Below are 19,319 nucleotides of genomic sequence, written 5' to 3'. Positions count from 1 at the left end.
ATTGTAACTCGTCATGTCTGGGAAGAATACATGGAAGCATGTGAAGATATAAGACAGACCTTAGGTATGAAAGATTTATACTCTCACAGAAAAGAAACCATTGAAAGAATCTTTGGGACAGCTAAAGAGAATCATGGTTTCAGATATACACAGATGTATGGTAAGGCGCGCATGGTAATGAAGGTTGCGCTTACCTTTGCGTGTATGAATTTAAAGAAGCTAGCAAAAATACAGCAAGAATGGGAATTGAAAATGGCCTAAAAACAGGTCTTTTTACACAAAAATAAAAATAGAATCTTAGAAAAAAGGAAAGGATGCTGCAAAACTTGGTTTTGCAGCATCCTCTTTGTCTACACTCTGAGACAGCAGGTAAGCAATTACCTGCTGTCTTTTTTGTTACATATCCACATTTACTAGTCTGGGAAAAAATAGTAGAATAGCCCACATCAGTTATTTAGATTTGGAAGAAGATATATGAAAAAGAACTTAAGAATTTTAGTGCTGGTATTGTGTACAGCATTAGGACTACTTACCCCGCTGACAGCTGATGCAGCATCAAAGAAAGATTATTACATCGAGTCAATTGATTTAAAGGTGGATGTTCAAGAAAACAATGTGTTTTCTGTTACAGAGACAATCGATTACAACTTTGTAAAGCCTCATCATGGTCCGGTGAGGGTTTTCAGTGAGAATCATAAAAGAGTCCGTCCTGATGGAAGTAAGAGTAGGATAAAGGCAAAGGTAGAAAATCTTAATGTAGAAAGTGATACTGCAAATAGCTTTATATCATATGATGAATCGGACTCAAGCTGGGGCAATTCCACACGAACAGTAAAGGTTGGTGTTAAGTATTATAAATATGATGATGAGCATACTTACACATTTAATTATGATTATGTGGTGGAATCTGAGGATCCGCTTCCAGATGAGGATGAATTCGTCTTTAACATTATTGGTAAAGGCTGGGATTGCTACATTGAGAATGTAAGCTGGGAGATTAATCTTCCTAAAGATTTCGATTCATCTAAAGTAGAGTATTCCAAGCTTGATAATCCATTTGAAGCGTCGGTGAATGGACGAACTATTTCTGGAAGTTATCATCATGAACTTAAGCCGGGAGAGGCATTCACAGTGAGGGCTTCATTGCCGGAGGGTTATTTTAAATATGTGCCACCAGCAAAAAAGCAAATTGATTATGGGAAGATTATTGGTGGGATTTATATATTCTGCTTAATGTTAGCTGAAATCCTTCTGGTAGTCCTGATAGTTCTCTTAATAAAGGGCATTGTAAAGCTTATAAAAAGAATTCCTAAGAGATATAAGAATTGTAAGCAGATGTATTATCCACCAGATGGGATTTCACCACGTGAGGCAGAGGTAATTCGTACAATGCGCAGGACAGATAAAGTTCTGGTTATGATTCCATATCTGGCAAATAAAGGCTTTTTTGATATCAGTATAAAAGAAGACAATATATTCGCATTTACGTTAAAGAAGGACGACTACAAAAAATGCACCTTTGACGAAAAGGAAATTCTTCTTGGAATGTTTAAGGGCATGAGAGCTGGCGGAGTAATTACAGAGAAGGGGTTGCAGAAAAAAGAGTTTTATCGCGCTGTTGAATCCTTAAGCTTTTTCACAAGTCATTATTCTGCTAATTGGAAAACTAGAAAGAGCACAGAAATCCGTAATAAGGTATGCGGCTTATATGAATTTATTAGATTTCCTCAGCCTGAAAAGCTTAAAGAGCTTGTGGCAGAAAATCCAAATTACTACTATGTTATTCTGCCATATGCTTATGCATTTGGTTTGGAAAAACAGTGGAAAAAGCATTTTGAAAAGCATGATATCAATGTTCCAAAGGTTGAGTGGTTTAAAGGTCTTGACCTTATGACTATTCAGCAGCTGAATAAAGAGCTTGATAGAATGATTAGACGCGGTAATAGAAAATTCGCAAGACGTCCTTTTGCGAAACGCTTCAAGGAATCTCTGACAGGTAAGCATGATTATGTGCCATACGATTCAAGAGGCTACTCAAAGCGAACAACAAGAGAAGCTGACAATTCTCACTGGTGGTCGTATGCCGATAATTCTGATTGCGGCTCAAGCTGTGATTTCTCGGGCGGCGGAGACTCAGGCGGCGGTGGCGGTGCTTGGTGAAACATTCCATAGTGGAATACCACAATTCAATATATGAATAATAAATACCTCTCAACTATCTTGATAGGGCGGATTTTAGGATGTAAACTAAACTGTCTCTATTTAGTTAGTTTGAGAGGTATTCTTTTTTGAAATATAGTATAAAACGCATTTTACAATTGATTCCAATACTTATTGCAATCACGTTTTTGTCTTTTGCTATGATGCGACTGGCTGGGTCCGATGTTGTAGAGCAAAAAATGCTGAACACCGGGCAGGTAGTTTCAGAGGCGCAGCTTCAGGCTGCGAAGGCAGAGCTTGGATTGGATAAGCCTTTCTTAGTTCAATATTTTGTGTGGTTTGGAAAGCTTCTCCATGGTGACATGGGTGTGAGCTATGTGTCAGGAAAGGATGTTTTCGAGACATTTATTTCAAAGCTACCAGCTACACTATTTCTTACAGTTACATCTATTTTACTTACCATAGTAATATCAATCCCTTTAGGCATCATTTCTGCAGTTTACAAAAATAAATTTTGGGATTATTTAATCAGATTCATCAGCTTTATTGGCAACAGTATGCCAAACTTTTTCGTATCCCTTGTGCTGATGTATTTCCTTGGTATTCGATTAGGGTGGTTCCCAATCATTTCCAAGGATATGAGTTTATCGGCTGTAGCTATGCCTACTTTCACATTAGCTATCGCCATGAGCGCAAAGTATCTTCGTCAGGTAAGAGCTACAGTTCTTGATGAGCTGAGCAAGGATTATATTTTGGGAGCGAAATCACGTGGCGTGAAGTTTTCTGTGATTCTATGGAAGAGTGTTATGAGAGAGTGTCTGGTAACTATCATTACTCTGCTTGCACTTTCAATAGGAAGCCTTCTTGGCGGTACTGCCATCGTAGAATCCATCTTTATGTGGGATGGCGTTGGCAAGATGGCTGTGGATGCCATCAACATGCGTGACTATCCAATCATACAGGCTTATGTAATGTGGATGGCTATTATTTATGTGACAGTTAATCTGATTACGGATTTATCCTACAGGCTGTTAGACCCACGAATCAGATTGGAGGACACAAGCAATGAATAAGAAGCCAAGGAAAAAACTTATCGTATTTACGATATTGGCATCGACCCTGATTTTGGTGTCCATATTTGCTGAAAGCTTATGTCCTTTTGATCCATATGCACAGGATTTGGCCCAGAGCTATAATGCTCCATCAGCGGCCCATCTAATGGGTACAGATACTTATGGCCGAGACATGTTTTCCAGAATAATCATCGGTGCAAGAGCCAGTATTTTATCAACCTTAGCGCTGGTTGCTATCATTACAATATTTGGTACCGCTGTAGGCGTTATATGCGGCTATTGCGGAGGCAAAGTAGATTCGGTGGTAATGCGTATATCAGATTTCTTCCTAGCCTTTCCTGGGCTTGTATTCGCCCTTGCTGTGGCAGCCCTTTTAGGTGGAGGAATCGTTAACGCGGTAATAGCCCTGGCGGTCATAAGCTGGCCGAAGTATTCGCGAGTTGCCAGAAGCCAGACATTATCCGTGAAGGCATTGTCCTTCATCCAGGCAGCAAGGCTGGCAGGAGATAGTCCAGTACAGATTATTATTCGCCATATATTGCCTAATATCACGGGACCAATTTTGGTTACATCAATGCTTGATATAGGAACAATGATGATGGAGCTTGCAGGCCTTTCCTTTTTAGGACTTGGAGCCCAGCCACCAATAGCAGAGTGGGGAAGCATGATGTCAAACGGACGAAGCATGCTTCAGACCTATCCATGGGTGGTACTTTCACCGGGATTTGCAATTTTCGTCTCGGTAGTAATTTTTAATTTGTTGGGTGATACGGTTAGGGATTATTTGGATCCTAAGTAACCGCGCCATATAGAGAAAGGAGTATGAAATATGAAAGGATTAAAGAAGTCAATTGCAGTATGTCTTGCAATGGCGCTTACAGTCGCCGCATTTACAGGTTGCGGTGCAGCAAAGTCTGAGTCAGGCTCAGATACAGCGCAGGTAACAGATGGCAAGAAGACCTTCACATTTGGAGACACAACATTTAATGCAGAAAACGAGGAGGCAAACATCGACCCACACGATACTTATTGTGGATGGGCATGCATCCGTTACGGCATTGGAGAGACATTATTTAAATTCAACGACAATATGGAGCTTGAGCCATGGGTGGCAGAGAGCTATGAAAATATAGATGAGCTTACATGGCAGATTGTTATTAAGGATGGTGTAACCTTCTCAAATGGCAAGAATGTTGATGCAGCAGCTGTAAAGGCTTGCATCGAGGATCTTGTAGCTGTTCATGAAAGAGCAGCAGGAGATCTTGCTATTGATACAATAGAGGCTGATGGTCAGACTCTTACAATTAAGACAACTACACCAAAGCCTACACTTATTAATTACCTTTGCGATCCTTATGGATGCGTAATAGATGTTGAGGAAGGAAATGCTGATGGTATCGTTGTGGGCACAGGACCATTTGTATGTACAGAGCTTGTTACAAGTGACCACCTTAATCTTGTAAAGAATGAGAATTACTGGAACGGTGAAGTAAAGATTGACGAGGCAAAGGTCATCACAATCTCTGATGGTGATACACTTGCTCTTGCACTTCAGAATGGTGACATTGATGCAGCCTATGGAATGGCATATGCAAACTATCCATTATTTGAAAATGATGATTATGTATTTACAGGCACACCTACAAGCCGTGCTTTCTATTGCCAGATGAACTACAATTCACCTGTAATCAAGGATGATGCAGTTCGCCAGGCACTTGCTATGGGTATCGATAAAGAGGGATTCGTAAATACGTTATTAAATGGCTACGGCTATGTTGGTATTGGCGCCTTCCCAGATAACTTCACATTTGGTGGAGATGTAGTTAAGACAGACAGCTATGACCCAGAAGCTGCAAAGACTCTTCTTGAGGAAGCAGGCTGGGTAGATACAGATGGAGATGGAATCCGTGAGAAGGATGGACAGACTCTTACTATCAGATGGATTAGTTATCCAAGCCGTCAGGAGCTTCCACTCCTTGCTGAGTCTGCACAGGCAACTCTTAAAGATATCGGTTTTGATATTCAGCTTAATGTTACAGCAGACCACGGAACAATCGTAGCAGAGAAGGACACATGGGATGTATATGCAGCAGCTTTCGTTACTTGCGGAATTGGCGATCCAATGTACTTCTTCACAACTCACTGCTTAGATGATTCATCAAAGAACCGTGGCGGATATCACAGTGACGAGATTCAGAAGCTAGCTGATGAGATGAACGCTACCTTTGATGCAGATGCAAGAGGTGATATTGCAATCAAGATGCAGCAGCAGATTCTCGATGACAATGCATTTGTATTCTGTTCATTCCTTCGTATGAGCATGATTACAAAGTCAAACGTAACAGGACTTGTAGCACATCCAAGTGATTACTATGAGTTCACAGCAGATTTAGATATCGAATAATATGGATTCATTATTAACTTACGAAAATGTAGATATTTCCTTCGAGAAGCTTCCCGTTGTTCACGACATTAGCTTCTCTTTACATGAGGGAGAAATACTGGCTCTGGTGGGCGAATCAGGTAGTGGAAAAAGCACCCTGATTCGCTCCGCCTTGGGGCTTTTAAATGATAATGGGAAAGTGACCAAAGGAGAGATTAGCTACAAAGGCACAAATCTTTTATCCCTCCGTGAAAAAGAGATGCGTCAAATTCGTGGCGCAGAAATCGGAATGATTTTTCAGGATGCAAAAGGTTCACTTTGCCCAATCAGAACTATCGGAGATCAGATACTGGAAAGCATGTCTGCCCATAGAAAGATAAACAAGGATGAAGCAAAGGCGAAAGCATTAGAGTTATTTGAAAAGTTAAATTTCAAAGACTCAGAAAAGCTGTGGAACAGTTATCCATTTGAGCTTTCCGGAGGAATGAACCAAAGAGCAGCCATTGCAATTACAATGCTTTTAAATCCATCTATTCTTTTGGCAGATGAACCTACCAGCGCTTTGGACGTGGCAGTTCAAAAGCAGGTGGTGGAGGAGATGCTTGCTCTTCGAGAACTATTTGGAACAGCCATAATTATTGTTACACATGACATCAGCGTGGCAGCTGCCATGGCTGACACCGTCCTTGTTTTAAAGGATGGATATATGATGGAGTATGGTCCGGCAAAGGAAATACTTCATAATCCAAGTAATGATTACACTAAGATGCTACTGTCAGCAGTGCCAAGACTTAAGAGGCGTCAGGAGATTGTCTAATGGATGAGATGATTACTGTTAATAACGTGAGTAAAAATTTCATAAGTCGTGGAAACTCTGACACACTTGCAGTCAAGGGAGTTTCCTTCTCTCTTGAACGAGGTGAGACTCTTGGTATCGTAGGCGAATCAGGAAGTGGAAAAAGTACTGTGGCAAGACTGATTACAGGCCTGATTGCTCCAACTGCTGGAGAAATTCGTATATGCGATAATGATATTCAAAGCCAGAAACGTGAGAATCCGTTGGGGCTTTACAGCAAAATACAGATGGTTTTCCAAAATCCTATAGAGTCTTTTAATCCAAGAAAAACTCTTGGCTATAGCATAGGCGAAGCTTTGCGAAATAGAGGTGTTTCAGCATCCGATGCAGCGACAATGGTGGCGCAGTTATTAGAAAAGGTAGGGCTTACACCTGAGTTTGCCACCAAATATCCTCATCAGGTTAGTGGTGGACAGTGCCAGAGAGCTGCGATTGCAAGAGCTCTTGCGGTGGAGCCAAACATTCTTGTTTGTGATGAAGCAACAAGTGCTCTGGATGTAACAGTGCAGAAACAGATAATCGAGCTTTTGGATGAGCTCCGTAAAACCAGGGATTTAAGCATTATTTTTATCTGTCACAACCTTGCCTTGGTACAGAGCTTTTGCGACAGAGTTTTAGTGCTTTATGATGGGCAGATTGTAGAGCAGGGCAAACCGGATGATATCATCAATAATCCACAGGCTGAGTACACTAAGTCTTTAGTTGACTCAATCCTGTAACTGTGGTTTGGAATAATGGACAGGTGTGGTATAGTTACAGATATGAACGCAGATTTAACAAAAGAAAACAAGGCCTACTGGCTTAAGCGCGCAGCAGGTTATTCGGAAGTTAATAGAGAAGAATTATCAGGCGTCCAAAGAAAAAATTGGACGTCTTTTTTGACTAAGGAGATTGCAACAGCCTTCCCTGACAGAGAGCCAGCTGATATCAGCATTATTGATATTGGCGCAGGCCCAGGATTCCTTTCTATCATTCTTGCAGAGGCAGGCTACAAGGTCACAGCCTTTGATTTTGCAGAGACTATGATAGAAGAGGCAAAGGCTAATGCTGGCGAGCTTGCAAAGCAGATTCAGTTTGTTCAGGGAGATGCCATGAATCTTGATTTTGAGGATGGCAGCTTTGATGTGGTCATCTCCAGAAATCTTACCTGGAATCTTCCAGACCCGGCAAAGGCTTATCTGCATTGGACAAGAGTATTGCGTTCAAATGGGCTTATGATGGTTTTTGATGCCAACTGGTACAGATATCTTATAGATGAAGATAAGAAGGCGGCCTATGATGAGGATCGTCAGCACGTGGCTGAGGAAGGCTATGGCGACTACAATATCGGAGATGATTTCGACAAGATGGAAGTTATCGCAGGCAAGATGCCACTTACAGCAAAGCTTCGTCCACAGTGGGATTTGGAATATCTCACAGAGCTACAGGCAGGCCAGGTGACCGTTCAGGAGGATGTAGGCCAGCTGGTTTATTCGCAAAAGGAATTAGTAAATTATAAATCTACACCGCTTTTTATGGTGAAGTTAGTTAGGAAATAAAAATGGGTGAGTTACATCATATTGCCTTCGAAGAAGAGGCAGAGAATATTAAAGAGAAAGTAGAAGGCTATTGGACAAAGCGTGCTGACAGCTTTTTCGATCTTCGTCATGATGAAATAGAAAGTAATAAAGCCGCCCGCTGGACAGGAGAGATTGAGAAGCTTCTGCCACAGGGGAAGAGCCTTAAGATATTGGATGTAGGCTGTGGAGCAGGCTTTTTCGAGGTTATTCTTGGAAAGCTGGGCCATCAGGTTACAGGAATCGATCTTACAGAGGAGATGATTACTAAGGCCAATGAGATGATTCGTATGTATGGATTGTCTTCTGCTCAGGCTACAGCCGTTACTGGTGATGCAGAGAGTCTGGATTTTGAGGATGAGACTTTTGACGTGGTTATTACACGAAATCTCACATGGACACTTCCACATCCAGTCGATGCTTATCGTGATTGGCTTAGAGTGCTTAAAAAGGGCGGTATTCTCATTAATTTCGATGCTGAATACGCTAAAGGCGCCCACAATCTTAAGAGCCCTGAGAATCTTGCTCACAGCAAGATTCCAGATAGCATGAAAGATGAATGTCATGATATTTATCACATGCTGACAATCAGTACTCTTGATAGACCACAATGGGATAAAGAAATATTGTTACAGCTTGGTTACAAAAATGTTACATTTGACGTCGAATTTGGAAGCCGCATTTTCGTCGAACATGATGAGTTTTACATACCAGATAAAATGTTTTGCATAACTGGTTGCAAGGCTTGATATTGCTGGTTTCTAGACAATAATACACACCCTGTGTATTAGGTTAGAAAAAGTAAGCCCCAAATACAAGAAAAATACAATTTTGTGAAAAAAATATGAAAAAACATCTTGCGGAAACGGTTTCTACATGTTATAGTACTTATCGTACTAGCGAAAAGCTAATACCAAATTTTTCATAACTCAGCGACCAAGGGCAACTTTGGTCGCACTCCCCGATAACAATGCCAGCGTATAGTCGCTGGCTTTTTTTATTTCACAACCTAGCCAGTAACAAACAAGCTCTTAGATTTCTCAAGCGAATCGTGTTAGATGAGCGGAGAAATACTAAGGCTTGTTAGTGTAACTGGCGGATTGTATAATGTAGTATAGATAAGGAGTATAAATAAATGGGTGAAGTTAAAGTAATTGAAATAGGCGAAAGTGTATTTGCTGAGAATGAGGCAGCTGCTGCTGCTATCCGCCAGCAGATGAAAGACCAGGGTACATTTTTTGTTAATGTAATGTCTGGCCCAGGTTCAGGAAAGACTACAACACTTTCTGCCATCATCAACAGAATGAAGGATAAATATAAGATTGGTGAGATGGATGTGGATATCGAGACCAGCATCGATGCACAGCGTGTAGCTGATGCCACTGGTGTTCAGTCTATCCAAATTCACAACATGGGTCTGTGCCATATCGATGCAGATATGACCAGTCGAGCTCTTATGGAGTATGATACAAAAGATTTCGACCTTCTTATATTAGAGAATATTGGAAATCTTGTGTGCCCAGCTGAGTTCGATGTTGGAGCTAATAAGAACCTTATGCTTTTATCTGTCCCAGAGGGAGATGATAAGCCACTTAAGTATCCACTTATGTTTGAAATAAGTGATGTTGTTCTTATTAATAAGATAGATACACTTGATTATTTTGATTTTAGCAAGGAAAAGGTTACTGAAAGAATCTTAAAGCTTAATCCAAATGCAAAGATTTTCTTTGTTAGCGGCAAGACTGGAGAAGGCTTGGAGGATGTAATCGCTTGGCTCGAAGATGAGATTGCTAGAGCAAAGGCATAATTAAAAGTAAATAAACAATAGACTATGTAGGCCTGTGGTATATCCACAGGCTTTTTTGTTTTTCACAAAGATTTCACAGGAAAACATCTTTTCAAATGTGAATTCTATGTGTTATATTTCGTTTTGGCAATTAGTTTTCACATAATTTTTATAATTATATTGTATAGTGTTTACACTCCCCATATATGGGGCACGGTTAAGTACTATCGACTGTGAAAGGAGTATTGGTATATGAAGTTTTTTAGAAAGATTGCTAGTATCGCACTTGTTTTGACACTAATGGTTGCTACCTTTGCAGCAGCACCAAGCCTTACCGCCGAGGCTAAGACTGCTAAGACAGCCAGCACTGCAGCTGGAGTTGCAATTGGTAGCGTTTTAATACAGGGTGGTAATGTTAATATTACTGCACAGGGAACCGCAGGTTCTGACGATGGTATGTATCATCTTGTTGCTTCTGATGTAAATCAGGTTGCACCTGCTGGAACAGACGTAGCTCAGACAGCAGTAGCTGCAGCAGCAACTTTTTCAGTTCCTCTCGCAAAGGATACTGCAAATTCTATGTTATATAAGAAGTTTACTGTTTGTGTAATGTCAGGTGGCGCTTTAAAGGCCGTATCAAACAGTATGTATATTACAAATCCAGAGGCATGTGCATCACTTGCTCCAGGTCGTATGGATTTTGGAAAGAAGGGTGTTCTTCCTGAGTTATTAAAGTCTGTAGCTGATAAGAATCAGCCAGCAGCACTTGGCGCAAAGCAGGTTAACTTAAATATCCCTCTTTCTCAGATTAACAGACTTGCTGGATACGATTATTCAGTTATGAAGTACAACAAGCTTGGAATGCAGGTTAACGTAATTATCCTTGTTGATGGTAATGCTTCACAGGAATTCTTTAATCCATATGCATATGATGGTTTAGGCGCTCACAATTATTATGGAATGAACGCTAACACAGCAGAGGGTATTGCTGCACTTCAGAACGCTGCATCTTACCTTGCAAAGCATTATGCAGGTACAGGTCATGGTCAGGTAGATAACTTTATCATTGGTAATGAGGTTAACGCTTGGTGGCTTTGGAACTACATGAACTGTGGTTCAAACGATGCTTTTATGCAGGAATATGCAAAGGCTTTCCGTATTATGTACAACGGAATCAAGTCTGAGAATGCAAACGCAAACGTATATACATGTATTGATCACCAGTGGTCAAGAGCAGAGGCTTCTTACTATATTTCAGGTAAGGAATTCCTTACAAAGCTCAACAGCATTATTAAGAGCGAAGGAAATGTTGATTGGAGAGTAGCAGTTCATCCATACAATGCTCCACTTTATGCTCCAAGAGCATGGGAGACTTCAAAGAACGTTTCACACAGCCAGAGCACTCCTTACGTTACAGTTGCTAATATAGATGTTTTAACAGATTTCTTATGCTCATCAGAGATGCTTTCATCAACAGGAGCAGTTAGATCTGTAAAGATGTCAGAGGTTGGTTATGTAAGTCATGAAGGTGAAGAGCTTCAGGCAGCATCACTTGTTTACGCTTACCTTGTGGCTGAGAACAATAGATATATCGATGGTTTGATAGTTACCAGAGAGGTTGATCATCCAGAAGAGCTTGCACAGGGACTTTCTTATGGAATGTGCAATATGGATGGTTCGCAGAAGATGGGATTTAGCTTCTATCAGAATGCATCAAGCGCAGATATTATCGCACAGGCTAGCGCAATAGCAGGTGTTGATCTTACATCATTAATCACAGCTAGATAATTAAATAGTTTATAGGCTACTCATGGAACAAAATCCATGAGTAGCTTTATGATGAGTGATAGATAAATATAGGAAGGATTTATAGGATTTATGAAAGTTTTCAAGAAGATTGCCAGCGGTGTAATTGCTTTGGCACTTATTGTAACAATGTTTGCTGGGGCGCCAAGCCTCACAGCAGAGGCAAAGGGCACTAGTGGCGTAGCAATTGGAGGCGCAGTTATTGAAGGTGGCAATGTAGTAGTTGCTGCTTCAGGACAGACAGCTTCAGAGGATGGTATTTATCATCTTATTGCATCTGACCCAAATCAGGCAGGTAACACAGGTAAGGAGGTTGCACAGGCACCAGTTGCAGCAGCTGCAAACTTCACTTTCCCATTAAATAAGAACTCAGCTGAGTCAGTTCTTTTTAAGAAGTTTACTGTATGTGTAATGAAAGGCGGAGCTCTTACAGCAGCTTCAAACAGCATGTACATTACAAATCCAGAGGCATGCGGTTCACGTGCCATTGCAAGAATGGACAACGGTAAGAAGGGTATTCTTACAGATGCCAGCACAGATAACCTTGGTATGCGTACACTTGCTGACCTTGGTGTAAAGCAGGCTACAGTTTCACTTCCACTTTCAAAGATTTCAGGTGGTAGTGGTGTTCCATATGTTTACAATGGAAAGACTTATAACTTTGATACAAGATACATAGCTGCTTTTGATAATTATCTTGGACGTCTTAATGCACAGGGTGTTCAGGTTACTATGATTCTTTTAGTAGACCAGGCTTCACAGGGTGAATTTATCAGCCCATACGCACTTAATGGCCTTGGAAAGCACAATTACTACGGACTTAATGCAACAACTACTGAAGGTATCGAATTACTTGCAGCAGCAGGCTCTTTCATAGCTTCAAGATGGATGTCTCATTCTTATTTTGGAATGAATGCACGTGTTGATAACTTCATTATTGGTAATGAGGTAAATGCATGGAATGAGTGGAACTACATGAGCTGTGGTGGAAATCTTTCATTATATGCTCAGGAGTATGCTAATGCCTTCCGCGTTCTCTTTAATGCAATCAAATCTGAGAATGCAAACGCAAATGTTTACATTTGTACAGATCACCAGTGGGCAGTTAATACAAAGAATACACATGGTGCAAAGGCATTCATTACTCAGTTCAACAATTACATCAGAGCACAGGGGAATATTGACTGGAGACTTGCTTTCCACGCTTATGACTATCCATTAAAGTCAGCTACACCTTGGGTACCTACAGCAAATGTTCAGCGTAACCAGAATACAAAGTTCGTTTCAATTTATAATATTGATGTTGTAACTGATTTCCTTAGCCAGCCAGAATTACTTTCACCATCAGGTGCAGTTCGTACAGTTAAGCTTTCTGAGCAGGGCTACACTTCCTCACAGGGTGAAGAAATCCAGTGCGCAGCTATCACATTTGCAATGCTGGTTGTAAACAACAACAGCCACATCGATGGATTTATTCTTTCACGTGAGAAGGATGATCCATATATCGAGGTTCCACAGGGACTTGCCTTTGGACTTATGAGAGATAACAACACACATAAGCTATCTTATGATTACTACAAGCATGCTGGAGAGCCTGAATACACAGCAAAGGCCAGCGAAATGATTGGATTAGATTTAAATTCTCTTATCGCACCTAGATAAATTAATTTTGTAAAAAATGCACGACACGTGTCGTGCATTTTTGTCGTAAAAAGCGAAAAAATTGTAGCCTATTGACTGAGATTAGTCGATAGGCTATGATTTAATCATGAACTGGAAACGTTACCAGAAACGTTTCCAAATAACATGGATTAGGCCCCATGTAAAAAAGCATTTATATGCAATGGAAGGAAAACAAATGACAATCAAAGACATAGCTAAGCTGGCAGGGGTCAGCGTTAGCACGGTTTCGCGCGTGCTTAATGATCACCCGGATGTCAGTGAATCAGCAAAGGAAAAGGTCCTTGCTGTAGTAAACGAATACAATTACATACCAAATACCAGTGCAAGAGATTTGGGAAAATCATCTTCAGATAACATTGGACTGGTGGTAAGAGGTATCTCGAACCCATTCTATACAAAGATTATTACTGAGATTTCTGACAAGATCGAAAAAGCTGGATACACAATGGTGATGCAGCAGATTGGCACATCAGATGATGAAATCTTAGCAGCAGCCAGAATGGAAAGAGATAAGAGGCTTCTTGGTCTTATCTTCCTTGGAGGAAGACTTAATTATACAAAGGAGCAGGTTTCAGCTATAAATGTGCCATTTGTTTGCTGTACTTTTAATAATCAGTACGGAACACTGGATAAATCAGATTATTCAAGTGTTTGCATAGATGATAATCAGGCTGCCTATGAAGCAGTTGAGTATCTTTATAAAGAGGGGCACAGAAGAATTGCAGTTCTTCTTTCTGGTCCAGATGATGGCTCAGTCAGTCAGGTGAGATTCGCCGGTTATGAAAGAGCTCTCAATGATTTTGGTATAGAACTTGATGAGAATCTCATCATTCCTATAAATAGTTACAACATTGCTGATGCCTATGAAGGCATGAAAGCATGGTTAAAAAAGAATAACGACTTTTCGGCAGTATTTGCCATCTCGGATAACATGGCTATGGGCGCAATGAAGGCCCTTAGAGAGGCTGGAAAATCAATACCAAAGGATGTAGCAGTAATTGGCATCGATGGTATTGAGGCTTCTGAGTACATGAATCCGGTTTTGAGCACTCTCTGTCAGCCTATGGAAGAAATGGGTGATGAGGCAGTAAAGCTTGTGGTTGATATCATTAAAGGAAAGAAGAATCATAAGCACATACTACTGTCCACCACATTACGAGAAGGTGAGTCCTTCCGAGAAGTTTAAGAATTGGTTTTAACATTCCTATCGAATATAGGGATGAGAAACATAAAATTTTAAACTTCAAAAAGGAGAGTGTAAGAAATGAAGAGAAAGAGAGTATTGGCACTGGGGTTAATCGCAATGATGGCAGCTGCAACATTTGCAGGTTGTGGTTCAAGCGCTTCAGGAGATTCAGCAGGGGATTCAGCATCAGCTGATGGAGCAAGTGGAAAGGTTTATTACCTTAACTTCAAGCCAGAGGCAGATGAGGCTTGGCAGGAGATTGCTAAGCAGTACACAGAAGAGACAGGTGTTCCTGTAACTGTTATCACAGCAGCTTCTGGTACATACGAGGAGACACTTTCATCTGAAATCGTTAAGGATGAGGCTCCTACATTATTCCAGGTAAATGGTCCTGTAGGTCTCGCAAACTGGGCAGATTACTGCTACGACCTTAAGGGTTCTTCACTTTACAACGAGTTAACAAGCGATTCATTCGCACTTTACAATGATGATGCAGTTGCAGGTATCGCATACGTTATCGAGTCATACGGTATCATCACAAACACAAAGCTTCTTGAGAAGGCTGGTTACACAACAGAAGATATTCAGAGCTTTGATGATTTAAAGAAAGTTGCTGAGGATATCACAGCTCGCAAGGATGAGCTTGGATTCGCAGCATTTACATCAGCAGGTATGGATGGTTCTTCTGACTGGAGATTCAAGACACACCTTGCAAACCTTCCAATCTACTTCGAGTATCAGGAGAAGGGTATCGATTCTACAGACGCTATCGAGGGAACATACCTCGACAACTATAAGCAGATTTGGGATCTCTACATCAACAATGCTACTTGCAAGCCAGCAGATCTTGCTGGAAAGACAGGCGATGATGCTGAGAACGAGTTTGCTGACAGACAGGCAGTATTCTATCAGAATGGTTCTTGGGAATATGCAAACCTTACAAAGAAGGGTATGACTGATGATGAGCTTGCTATGATTCCAATTTATGTTGGTGCTGGCGACGAAAAGAATCAGGGACTTTGCACAGGTACAGAAAACTACTGGTGTGTAAATTCAGAGGCTTCTGAGGAAGATATTCAGGCAACAATTGATTTCCTTACATGGATGGTAACATCTGATGCAGGTACAAAGATGCTTTCAGAGCAGATTGGTGTTATTCCTTTCAAGAAGGCAGCAGATACAACAAACCTTTTCGTTCTTAACGATAGAGCTTACACAGAGGCAGGCAAGACTCCAGTTTCTTGGAACTTCACAACAATGCCATCTGAGGAGTGGAAGAACGGTGTAGGTTCAGCTCTTACAGCTTATGCAGCTGGTACAGGTTCATGGGACGATGTTGTTTCAGCATTCGTTGATGGATGGGCTTCAGAGTACGCTGCAAGTCACTAATTTTATATTGATGTAAACTGTCCGAATCAACCATTCTCTTAGGGCAGTTCACATAGAAGAGTTTTTCTTCCCAATTCGTGGTTCTTGCTACGGCATAAAACGCGGATAACTAACATTGGAGGGCGAGGCCTAACGCCCTCCATAATTTTGGAAAGTTTCACTGTAAATAATACTCAAAAAGGAATAATTATGGAAAAAGCAATAAGAAAATACTGGCCAGTTTTTGTGTTGCCAACATTGGCTGCATTCTCGGTTGGATTTATTTATCCCTTTGTTCAGGGCTTATATTTATCATTTTGTAAATTTACTACTATAAAGAAATCTACATTCATTGGATTCGGAAATTATGCGTATGCCATTACAGATGCTGATTTCTGGCATTCGTTCTGGTTCACAGCGCTTTTTACTGTGGTATCAACAGTACTTATAAATGTAATAGCTTTTGCTATTGCCCTTGCACTTACAAATAAGATTAAAGGTTCAAATTTCTTCAGAACAGTATTCTTCATGCCAAACCTTATCGGCGGAATCGTTCTTGGATACATTTGGCAGATTCTTATCAACTGTGTGCTTTCGCTTTTGGAAAAGCCACTTCTTGCACTTAATGCTACATATGGATTTATAGGTTTAACAATCCTTATGTGCTGGCAGCAGATTGGATACATGATGATCATTTATATCGCTGGTCTTCAGTCTATCCCAGACGATTACATCGAGGCTGCAAAGATTGATGGTGCTACAACAGGACAGATTCTTTTCAAGATAAAGATTCCAAATGTAATGCCATCTATTACAATCTGTTCGTTCCTGACAATTACAAACGGCTTCAAGCTCTTTGATCAGAACCTTGCATTAACAGGTGGTGAGCCTGCTCACGCATCAGAGATGCTTGCCCTTAACATCTACAATACCTTCTACAGCCGTACAGGCCCACAGTGGAAGGGTTATGGTCAGGCAAAGGCAGTTATTTTCTGTATTATGGTTATTCTTATCTCCATGATTCAGCTTAAGATTACTAAATCAAAGGAGGTACAGCAGTAATGAAAGCAAAAGAACAGGTTGCACGTCTTATCGTGTTCATGGTATTGTGCCTTCTGGCAGTTTGCTGGATTTATCCAGTGTTTATGATTTTGATTAACTCACTTAAGGGTGATGCTTTCATCAGCACTAACAGCGTATTTACCCTTCCAGATGCAAAGAGCTTTGTAGGCTTCAGCAATTATCTTGATGCACTTTCATCTAAGGGATTTGCAGCAGCCTTTGGATACAGTTTGGTAATCACTGTTTCTTCAGCAATTTTGATTTTGATTTGTACTTCAATGTGCGCCTGGTACATCACCAGAGTTCACGGAATTCTCTCAAAGGTATGCTATGCTTTATTTGTATTTTCAATGGTAGTTCCTTTCCAGATGCTGATGTTCACACTTGCATCAACAGCTGACAGAATGGACCTGGATACACCATATAATATTTGCATTATTTACCTTGGTTTTGGCGCTGGTCTTGCGGTATTTATGTTCACAGGATTTATGAAGTCAATTCCACTTGAAATTGAAGAGGCAGCCATGATTGATGGTTGCAACCCAATCCAGACATTTTTCCAGATTGTGCTTCCAATTTTGAAGCCAACACTTATATCAGTTGCTATTCTCGAAACAATGTGGCTTTGGAATGATTACCTTTTGCCATACCTTGTTCTCGACAGAAAGAAATATATGACAATTCCTATTCTCATTCAGTACTTCCGTGGAAGCTACGGACACGTTGAGATGGGACCAATGATGGCATGTATTATGATGACTGTATTGCCAATCATAATTATGTATATTTGCTTACAGAAATACATTATTAAAGGCGTTATTGCAGGAGCTGTAAAAGGCTAATTTAAGGAGACTAAAAATTATGAAAAGAAGTAGTGGAATTTTGCTCCCTATATCTTCATTACCTTCACCTTATGGAATAGGTACCTTTGGAAAAGCCGCATATGACTTTGCGGATTTTCTGAAGGCTGCCGGTCAAAAGTACTGGCAGGTATTACCATTAGGTCCAACTAGTTACGGAGACAGCCCATATCAGAGCTTTTCTACCTTTGCCGGAAACCCCTATTTCATTGATCTTGAAATGCTTATAGAGGAAGGCCTTCTTACAAAGGAAGAAGTGGAGGCTGAAAACTGGGGAACTAACCCACGTTATGTGGATTATGGCCAGATTTACGAAAGTCGTTTCAAGATTCTTGAAAAGGCAAAGGAGAGAGGATACAAAGATTCTCTCGGTGAGATTTCTCATTTTAGAAAGAAAAATGCCTGGGTGGAAAATTATGCGCTTTTCATGGCAATAAAGAAGCATTTTGGTCAGCTTAGCTGGCAGGAGTGGCCAGAGGAAGACATTCGTCTTCACGAGGCAAAGGCTGTTGAGAAGTACACCAAGAAGCTGGAAGAGGATATTGAATTTTTTGTTTACATTCAGTATTTATTCTTTAAGCAGTGGGCAAAGCTTAAGACTTATATCAATAGTCTTGGCATTGAGGTAATTGGAGATCTTCCTATATATGTTGCACTGGATTCCTGCGATGTTTGGGCTGAACCAGAGTTTTTCAGCCTTGATGAGGATAATTATCCAGTAGAGGTGGCTGGTGTGCCACCAGATTATTTCAGCGAGGACGGACAGTTCTGGGGCAACCCATGCTATGACTGGAAGGCCTTGAAAAAGGATGGTTATAAGTGGTGGATTCGAAGAATTGAAGGTGCTGCAAAGCTCTATGATGTTCTTAGAATTGATCATTTCAGAGGCTTTGATGAGTACTGGGCTGTTCCTGCAAAGGAGAAGACAGCAAAGAATGGTAAGTGGAAAAAAGGACCAGGAATGGATCTTGTTGGCCTTCTTACAAAGACTTTCCCAAGCATAGAATTTATTGCTGAGGATTTGGGAGAACCTTCACCTACTGTTGTTAAGCTTCTTCAGGATAGTGGCTGGCCAGGCATGAAGGTACTTGAATTTGCTTTTGATTCAGGTGAGCCTAACAATTATCAGCCTCACACCTACGATAAAAACTGTATCTGCTACACTGGAACCCATGACAATGCTACTATCATGGGCTGGTATGAAGAAGCAGATAAAAAGGACAAGGAATATGCCAGCAAGTACCTTGGTATCTCAAAGGCTGAGGGCTTTAACTGGGGAATGATTCGTGGCGGAATGAGCTCAGTTTCTGTTTTATTTGTGGCTCAGATGCAGGACTTCCTTGGACTTGGAAAATACAACAGAATCAACGTGCCAGGAACAGAAAGCGGTAACTGGCAGTGGCGTCTCCTTGCCAAAGAACCTACTCCTGAATTGGCAAAGAAGATTTTTGATATGTCGGTTATGTACGACAGAACTAAAAAACCCCCTAAAGCTAAGAAAAAGGCTCGCAAGTAAGCGAGCTTTTTCTTTGCCTAAAAA

Annotated in this window: 17 protein-coding genes; all 17 read left to right on the top strand. The window is 40.8% G+C overall.

The window, feature by feature from the left end; genetic code table 11:
• Positions 1–261 (top strand): transposase (locus tag BMZ41_RS14615; protein ID WP_442960249.1); only part of this gene is annotated, 261 nt, incomplete at its 5' end.
• A 213-nt stretch (positions 262–474) separates the two neighbouring features.
• Positions 475–2,160: a DUF2207 domain-containing protein gene (locus tag BMZ41_RS14610; protein WP_090530994.1), complete on the top strand. Its 1,686-nt coding sequence runs from the start codon at positions 475–477 to the stop codon at positions 2,158–2,160.
• Positions 2,161–2,288: 128 nt separating this feature from the next.
• Entirely contained in the window at positions 2,289–3,233 is a 945-nt protein-coding gene (gene nikB / locus BMZ41_RS14605) for a nickel ABC transporter permease (protein ID WP_176754579.1), read from the top strand.
• Complete coding sequence (gene nikC / locus BMZ41_RS14600; protein ID WP_090530991.1) at positions 3,226–4,032, top strand: nickel transporter permease; 807 nt, start codon at positions 3,226–3,228, stop codon at positions 4,030–4,032. Before nikB ends, nikC begins: the two co-directional genes overlap by 8 nt.
• Before the next feature lie 30 nt (positions 4,033–4,062).
• The gene (locus BMZ41_RS14595) at positions 4,063–5,637 is read left to right on the top strand and encodes an ABC transporter substrate-binding protein (protein ID WP_090530988.1); all 1,575 of its coding nucleotides are present in this window, start codon (positions 4,063–4,065) and stop codon (positions 5,635–5,637) included.
• Position 5,638: 1 nt separating this feature from the next.
• Positions 5,639–6,433, top strand: coding sequence for an ABC transporter ATP-binding protein (locus tag BMZ41_RS14590; RefSeq protein ID WP_090170778.1), 795 nt, complete (start codon positions 5,639–5,641; stop codon positions 6,431–6,433).
• The gene (locus BMZ41_RS14585) at positions 6,433–7,191 is read left to right on the top strand and encodes an ABC transporter ATP-binding protein (RefSeq protein ID WP_090530984.1); all 759 of its coding nucleotides are present in this window, start codon (positions 6,433–6,435) and stop codon (positions 7,189–7,191) included. Before BMZ41_RS14590 ends, BMZ41_RS14585 begins: the two co-directional genes overlap by 1 nt.
• Before the next feature lie 15 nt (positions 7,192–7,206).
• A complete protein-coding gene (locus tag BMZ41_RS14580; protein WP_242942078.1) occupies positions 7,207–8,010 on the top strand; it encodes a class I SAM-dependent methyltransferase in 804 nt (267 codons plus the stop codon).
• Between the two features lie 2 nt (positions 8,011–8,012).
• Complete coding sequence (locus BMZ41_RS14575) at positions 8,013–8,777, top strand: class I SAM-dependent methyltransferase (protein ID WP_090170772.1); 765 nt, start codon at positions 8,013–8,015, stop codon at positions 8,775–8,777.
• Positions 8,778–9,163: 386 nt separating this feature from the next.
• Positions 9,164–9,835 carry a hydrogenase nickel incorporation protein HypB gene (gene hypB / locus BMZ41_RS14570; protein WP_090530980.1) on the top strand — a complete coding sequence of 224 codons (672 nt, stop codon included), beginning with the start codon at positions 9,164–9,166 and terminating at the stop codon, positions 9,833–9,835.
• A gap of 231 nt (positions 9,836–10,066) precedes the next feature.
• Positions 10,067–11,602, top strand: coding sequence for a DUF5722 domain-containing protein (locus tag BMZ41_RS14565; protein ID WP_090530977.1), 1,536 nt, complete (start codon positions 10,067–10,069; stop codon positions 11,600–11,602).
• A gap of 90 nt (positions 11,603–11,692) precedes the next feature.
• The gene (locus tag BMZ41_RS14560) at positions 11,693–13,282 is read left to right on the top strand and encodes a DUF5722 domain-containing protein (RefSeq protein WP_090170761.1); all 1,590 of its coding nucleotides are present in this window, start codon (positions 11,693–11,695) and stop codon (positions 13,280–13,282) included.
• Positions 13,283–13,478: 196 nt separating this feature from the next.
• Positions 13,479–14,489, top strand: coding sequence for a LacI family DNA-binding transcriptional regulator (locus BMZ41_RS14555; RefSeq protein ID WP_176754578.1), 1,011 nt, complete (start codon positions 13,479–13,481; stop codon positions 14,487–14,489).
• Between the two features lie 78 nt (positions 14,490–14,567).
• A complete protein-coding gene (locus BMZ41_RS14550; RefSeq protein WP_090530974.1) occupies positions 14,568–15,878 on the top strand; it encodes an ABC transporter substrate-binding protein in 1,311 nt (436 codons plus the stop codon).
• A 189-nt stretch (positions 15,879–16,067) separates the two neighbouring features.
• Positions 16,068–16,919: a carbohydrate ABC transporter permease gene (locus BMZ41_RS14545; RefSeq protein WP_090170751.1), complete on the top strand. Its 852-nt coding sequence runs from the start codon at positions 16,068–16,070 to the stop codon at positions 16,917–16,919.
• Complete coding sequence (locus BMZ41_RS14540) at positions 16,919–17,761, top strand: carbohydrate ABC transporter permease (protein ID WP_090530971.1); 843 nt, start codon at positions 16,919–16,921, stop codon at positions 17,759–17,761. Before BMZ41_RS14545 ends, BMZ41_RS14540 begins: the two co-directional genes overlap by 1 nt.
• A gap of 19 nt (positions 17,762–17,780) precedes the next feature.
• On the top strand, positions 17,781–19,295 hold the full coding sequence (malQ, locus tag BMZ41_RS14535) for a 4-alpha-glucanotransferase (protein ID WP_090530966.1): 1,515 nt from the start codon (positions 17,781–17,783) through the stop codon (positions 19,293–19,295).
• The last annotated feature ends 24 nt before the right edge of the window (positions 19,296–19,319 follow it).

The organism is Pseudobutyrivibrio sp. UC1225 (assembly GCF_900115215.1).
In the GTDB taxonomy this organism is placed as follows: domain Bacteria; phylum Bacillota; class Clostridia; order Lachnospirales; family Lachnospiraceae; genus Pseudobutyrivibrio.
Note: the sequence above shows the minus strand (reverse complement) of the source record. Positions and strands in the feature narration are given on the sequence as shown.

Coding starts and splice junctions, on each gene's coding strand:
- BMZ41_RS14595 (WP_090530988.1), top strand. CDS start 4,063: ATGAAAGGATTAAAGAAGTCAATTGCAGTATGTCTTGCAATGGCGCTT.
- BMZ41_RS14585 (WP_090530984.1), top strand. CDS start 6,433: ATGGATGAGATGATTACTGTTAATAACGTGAGTAAAAATTTCATAAGT.
- hypB (WP_090530980.1), top strand. CDS start 9,164: ATGGGTGAAGTTAAAGTAATTGAAATAGGCGAAAGTGTATTTGCTGAG.
- BMZ41_RS14580 (WP_242942078.1), top strand. CDS start 7,207: ATGGACAGGTGTGGTATAGTTACAGATATGAACGCAGATTTAACAAAA.
- BMZ41_RS14560 (WP_090170761.1), top strand. CDS start 11,693: ATGAAAGTTTTCAAGAAGATTGCCAGCGGTGTAATTGCTTTGGCACTT.
- BMZ41_RS14610 (WP_090530994.1), top strand. CDS start 475: ATGAAAAAGAACTTAAGAATTTTAGTGCTGGTATTGTGTACAGCATTA.
- BMZ41_RS14545 (WP_090170751.1), top strand. CDS start 16,068: ATGGAAAAAGCAATAAGAAAATACTGGCCAGTTTTTGTGTTGCCAACA.
- BMZ41_RS14550 (WP_090530974.1), top strand. CDS start 14,568: ATGAAGAGAAAGAGAGTATTGGCACTGGGGTTAATCGCAATGATGGCA.
- BMZ41_RS14565 (WP_090530977.1), top strand. CDS start 10,067: ATGAAGTTTTTTAGAAAGATTGCTAGTATCGCACTTGTTTTGACACTA.
- malQ (WP_090530966.1), top strand. CDS start 17,781: ATGAAAAGAAGTAGTGGAATTTTGCTCCCTATATCTTCATTACCTTCA.
- BMZ41_RS14555 (WP_176754578.1), top strand. CDS start 13,479: ATGACAATCAAAGACATAGCTAAGCTGGCAGGGGTCAGCGTTAGCACG.
- nikC (WP_090530991.1), top strand. CDS start 3,226: ATGAATAAGAAGCCAAGGAAAAAACTTATCGTATTTACGATATTGGCA.
- BMZ41_RS14575 (WP_090170772.1), top strand. CDS start 8,013: ATGGGTGAGTTACATCATATTGCCTTCGAAGAAGAGGCAGAGAATATT.
- BMZ41_RS14540 (WP_090530971.1), top strand. CDS start 16,919: ATGAAAGCAAAAGAACAGGTTGCACGTCTTATCGTGTTCATGGTATTG.
- BMZ41_RS14590 (WP_090170778.1), top strand. CDS start 5,639: ATGGATTCATTATTAACTTACGAAAATGTAGATATTTCCTTCGAGAAG.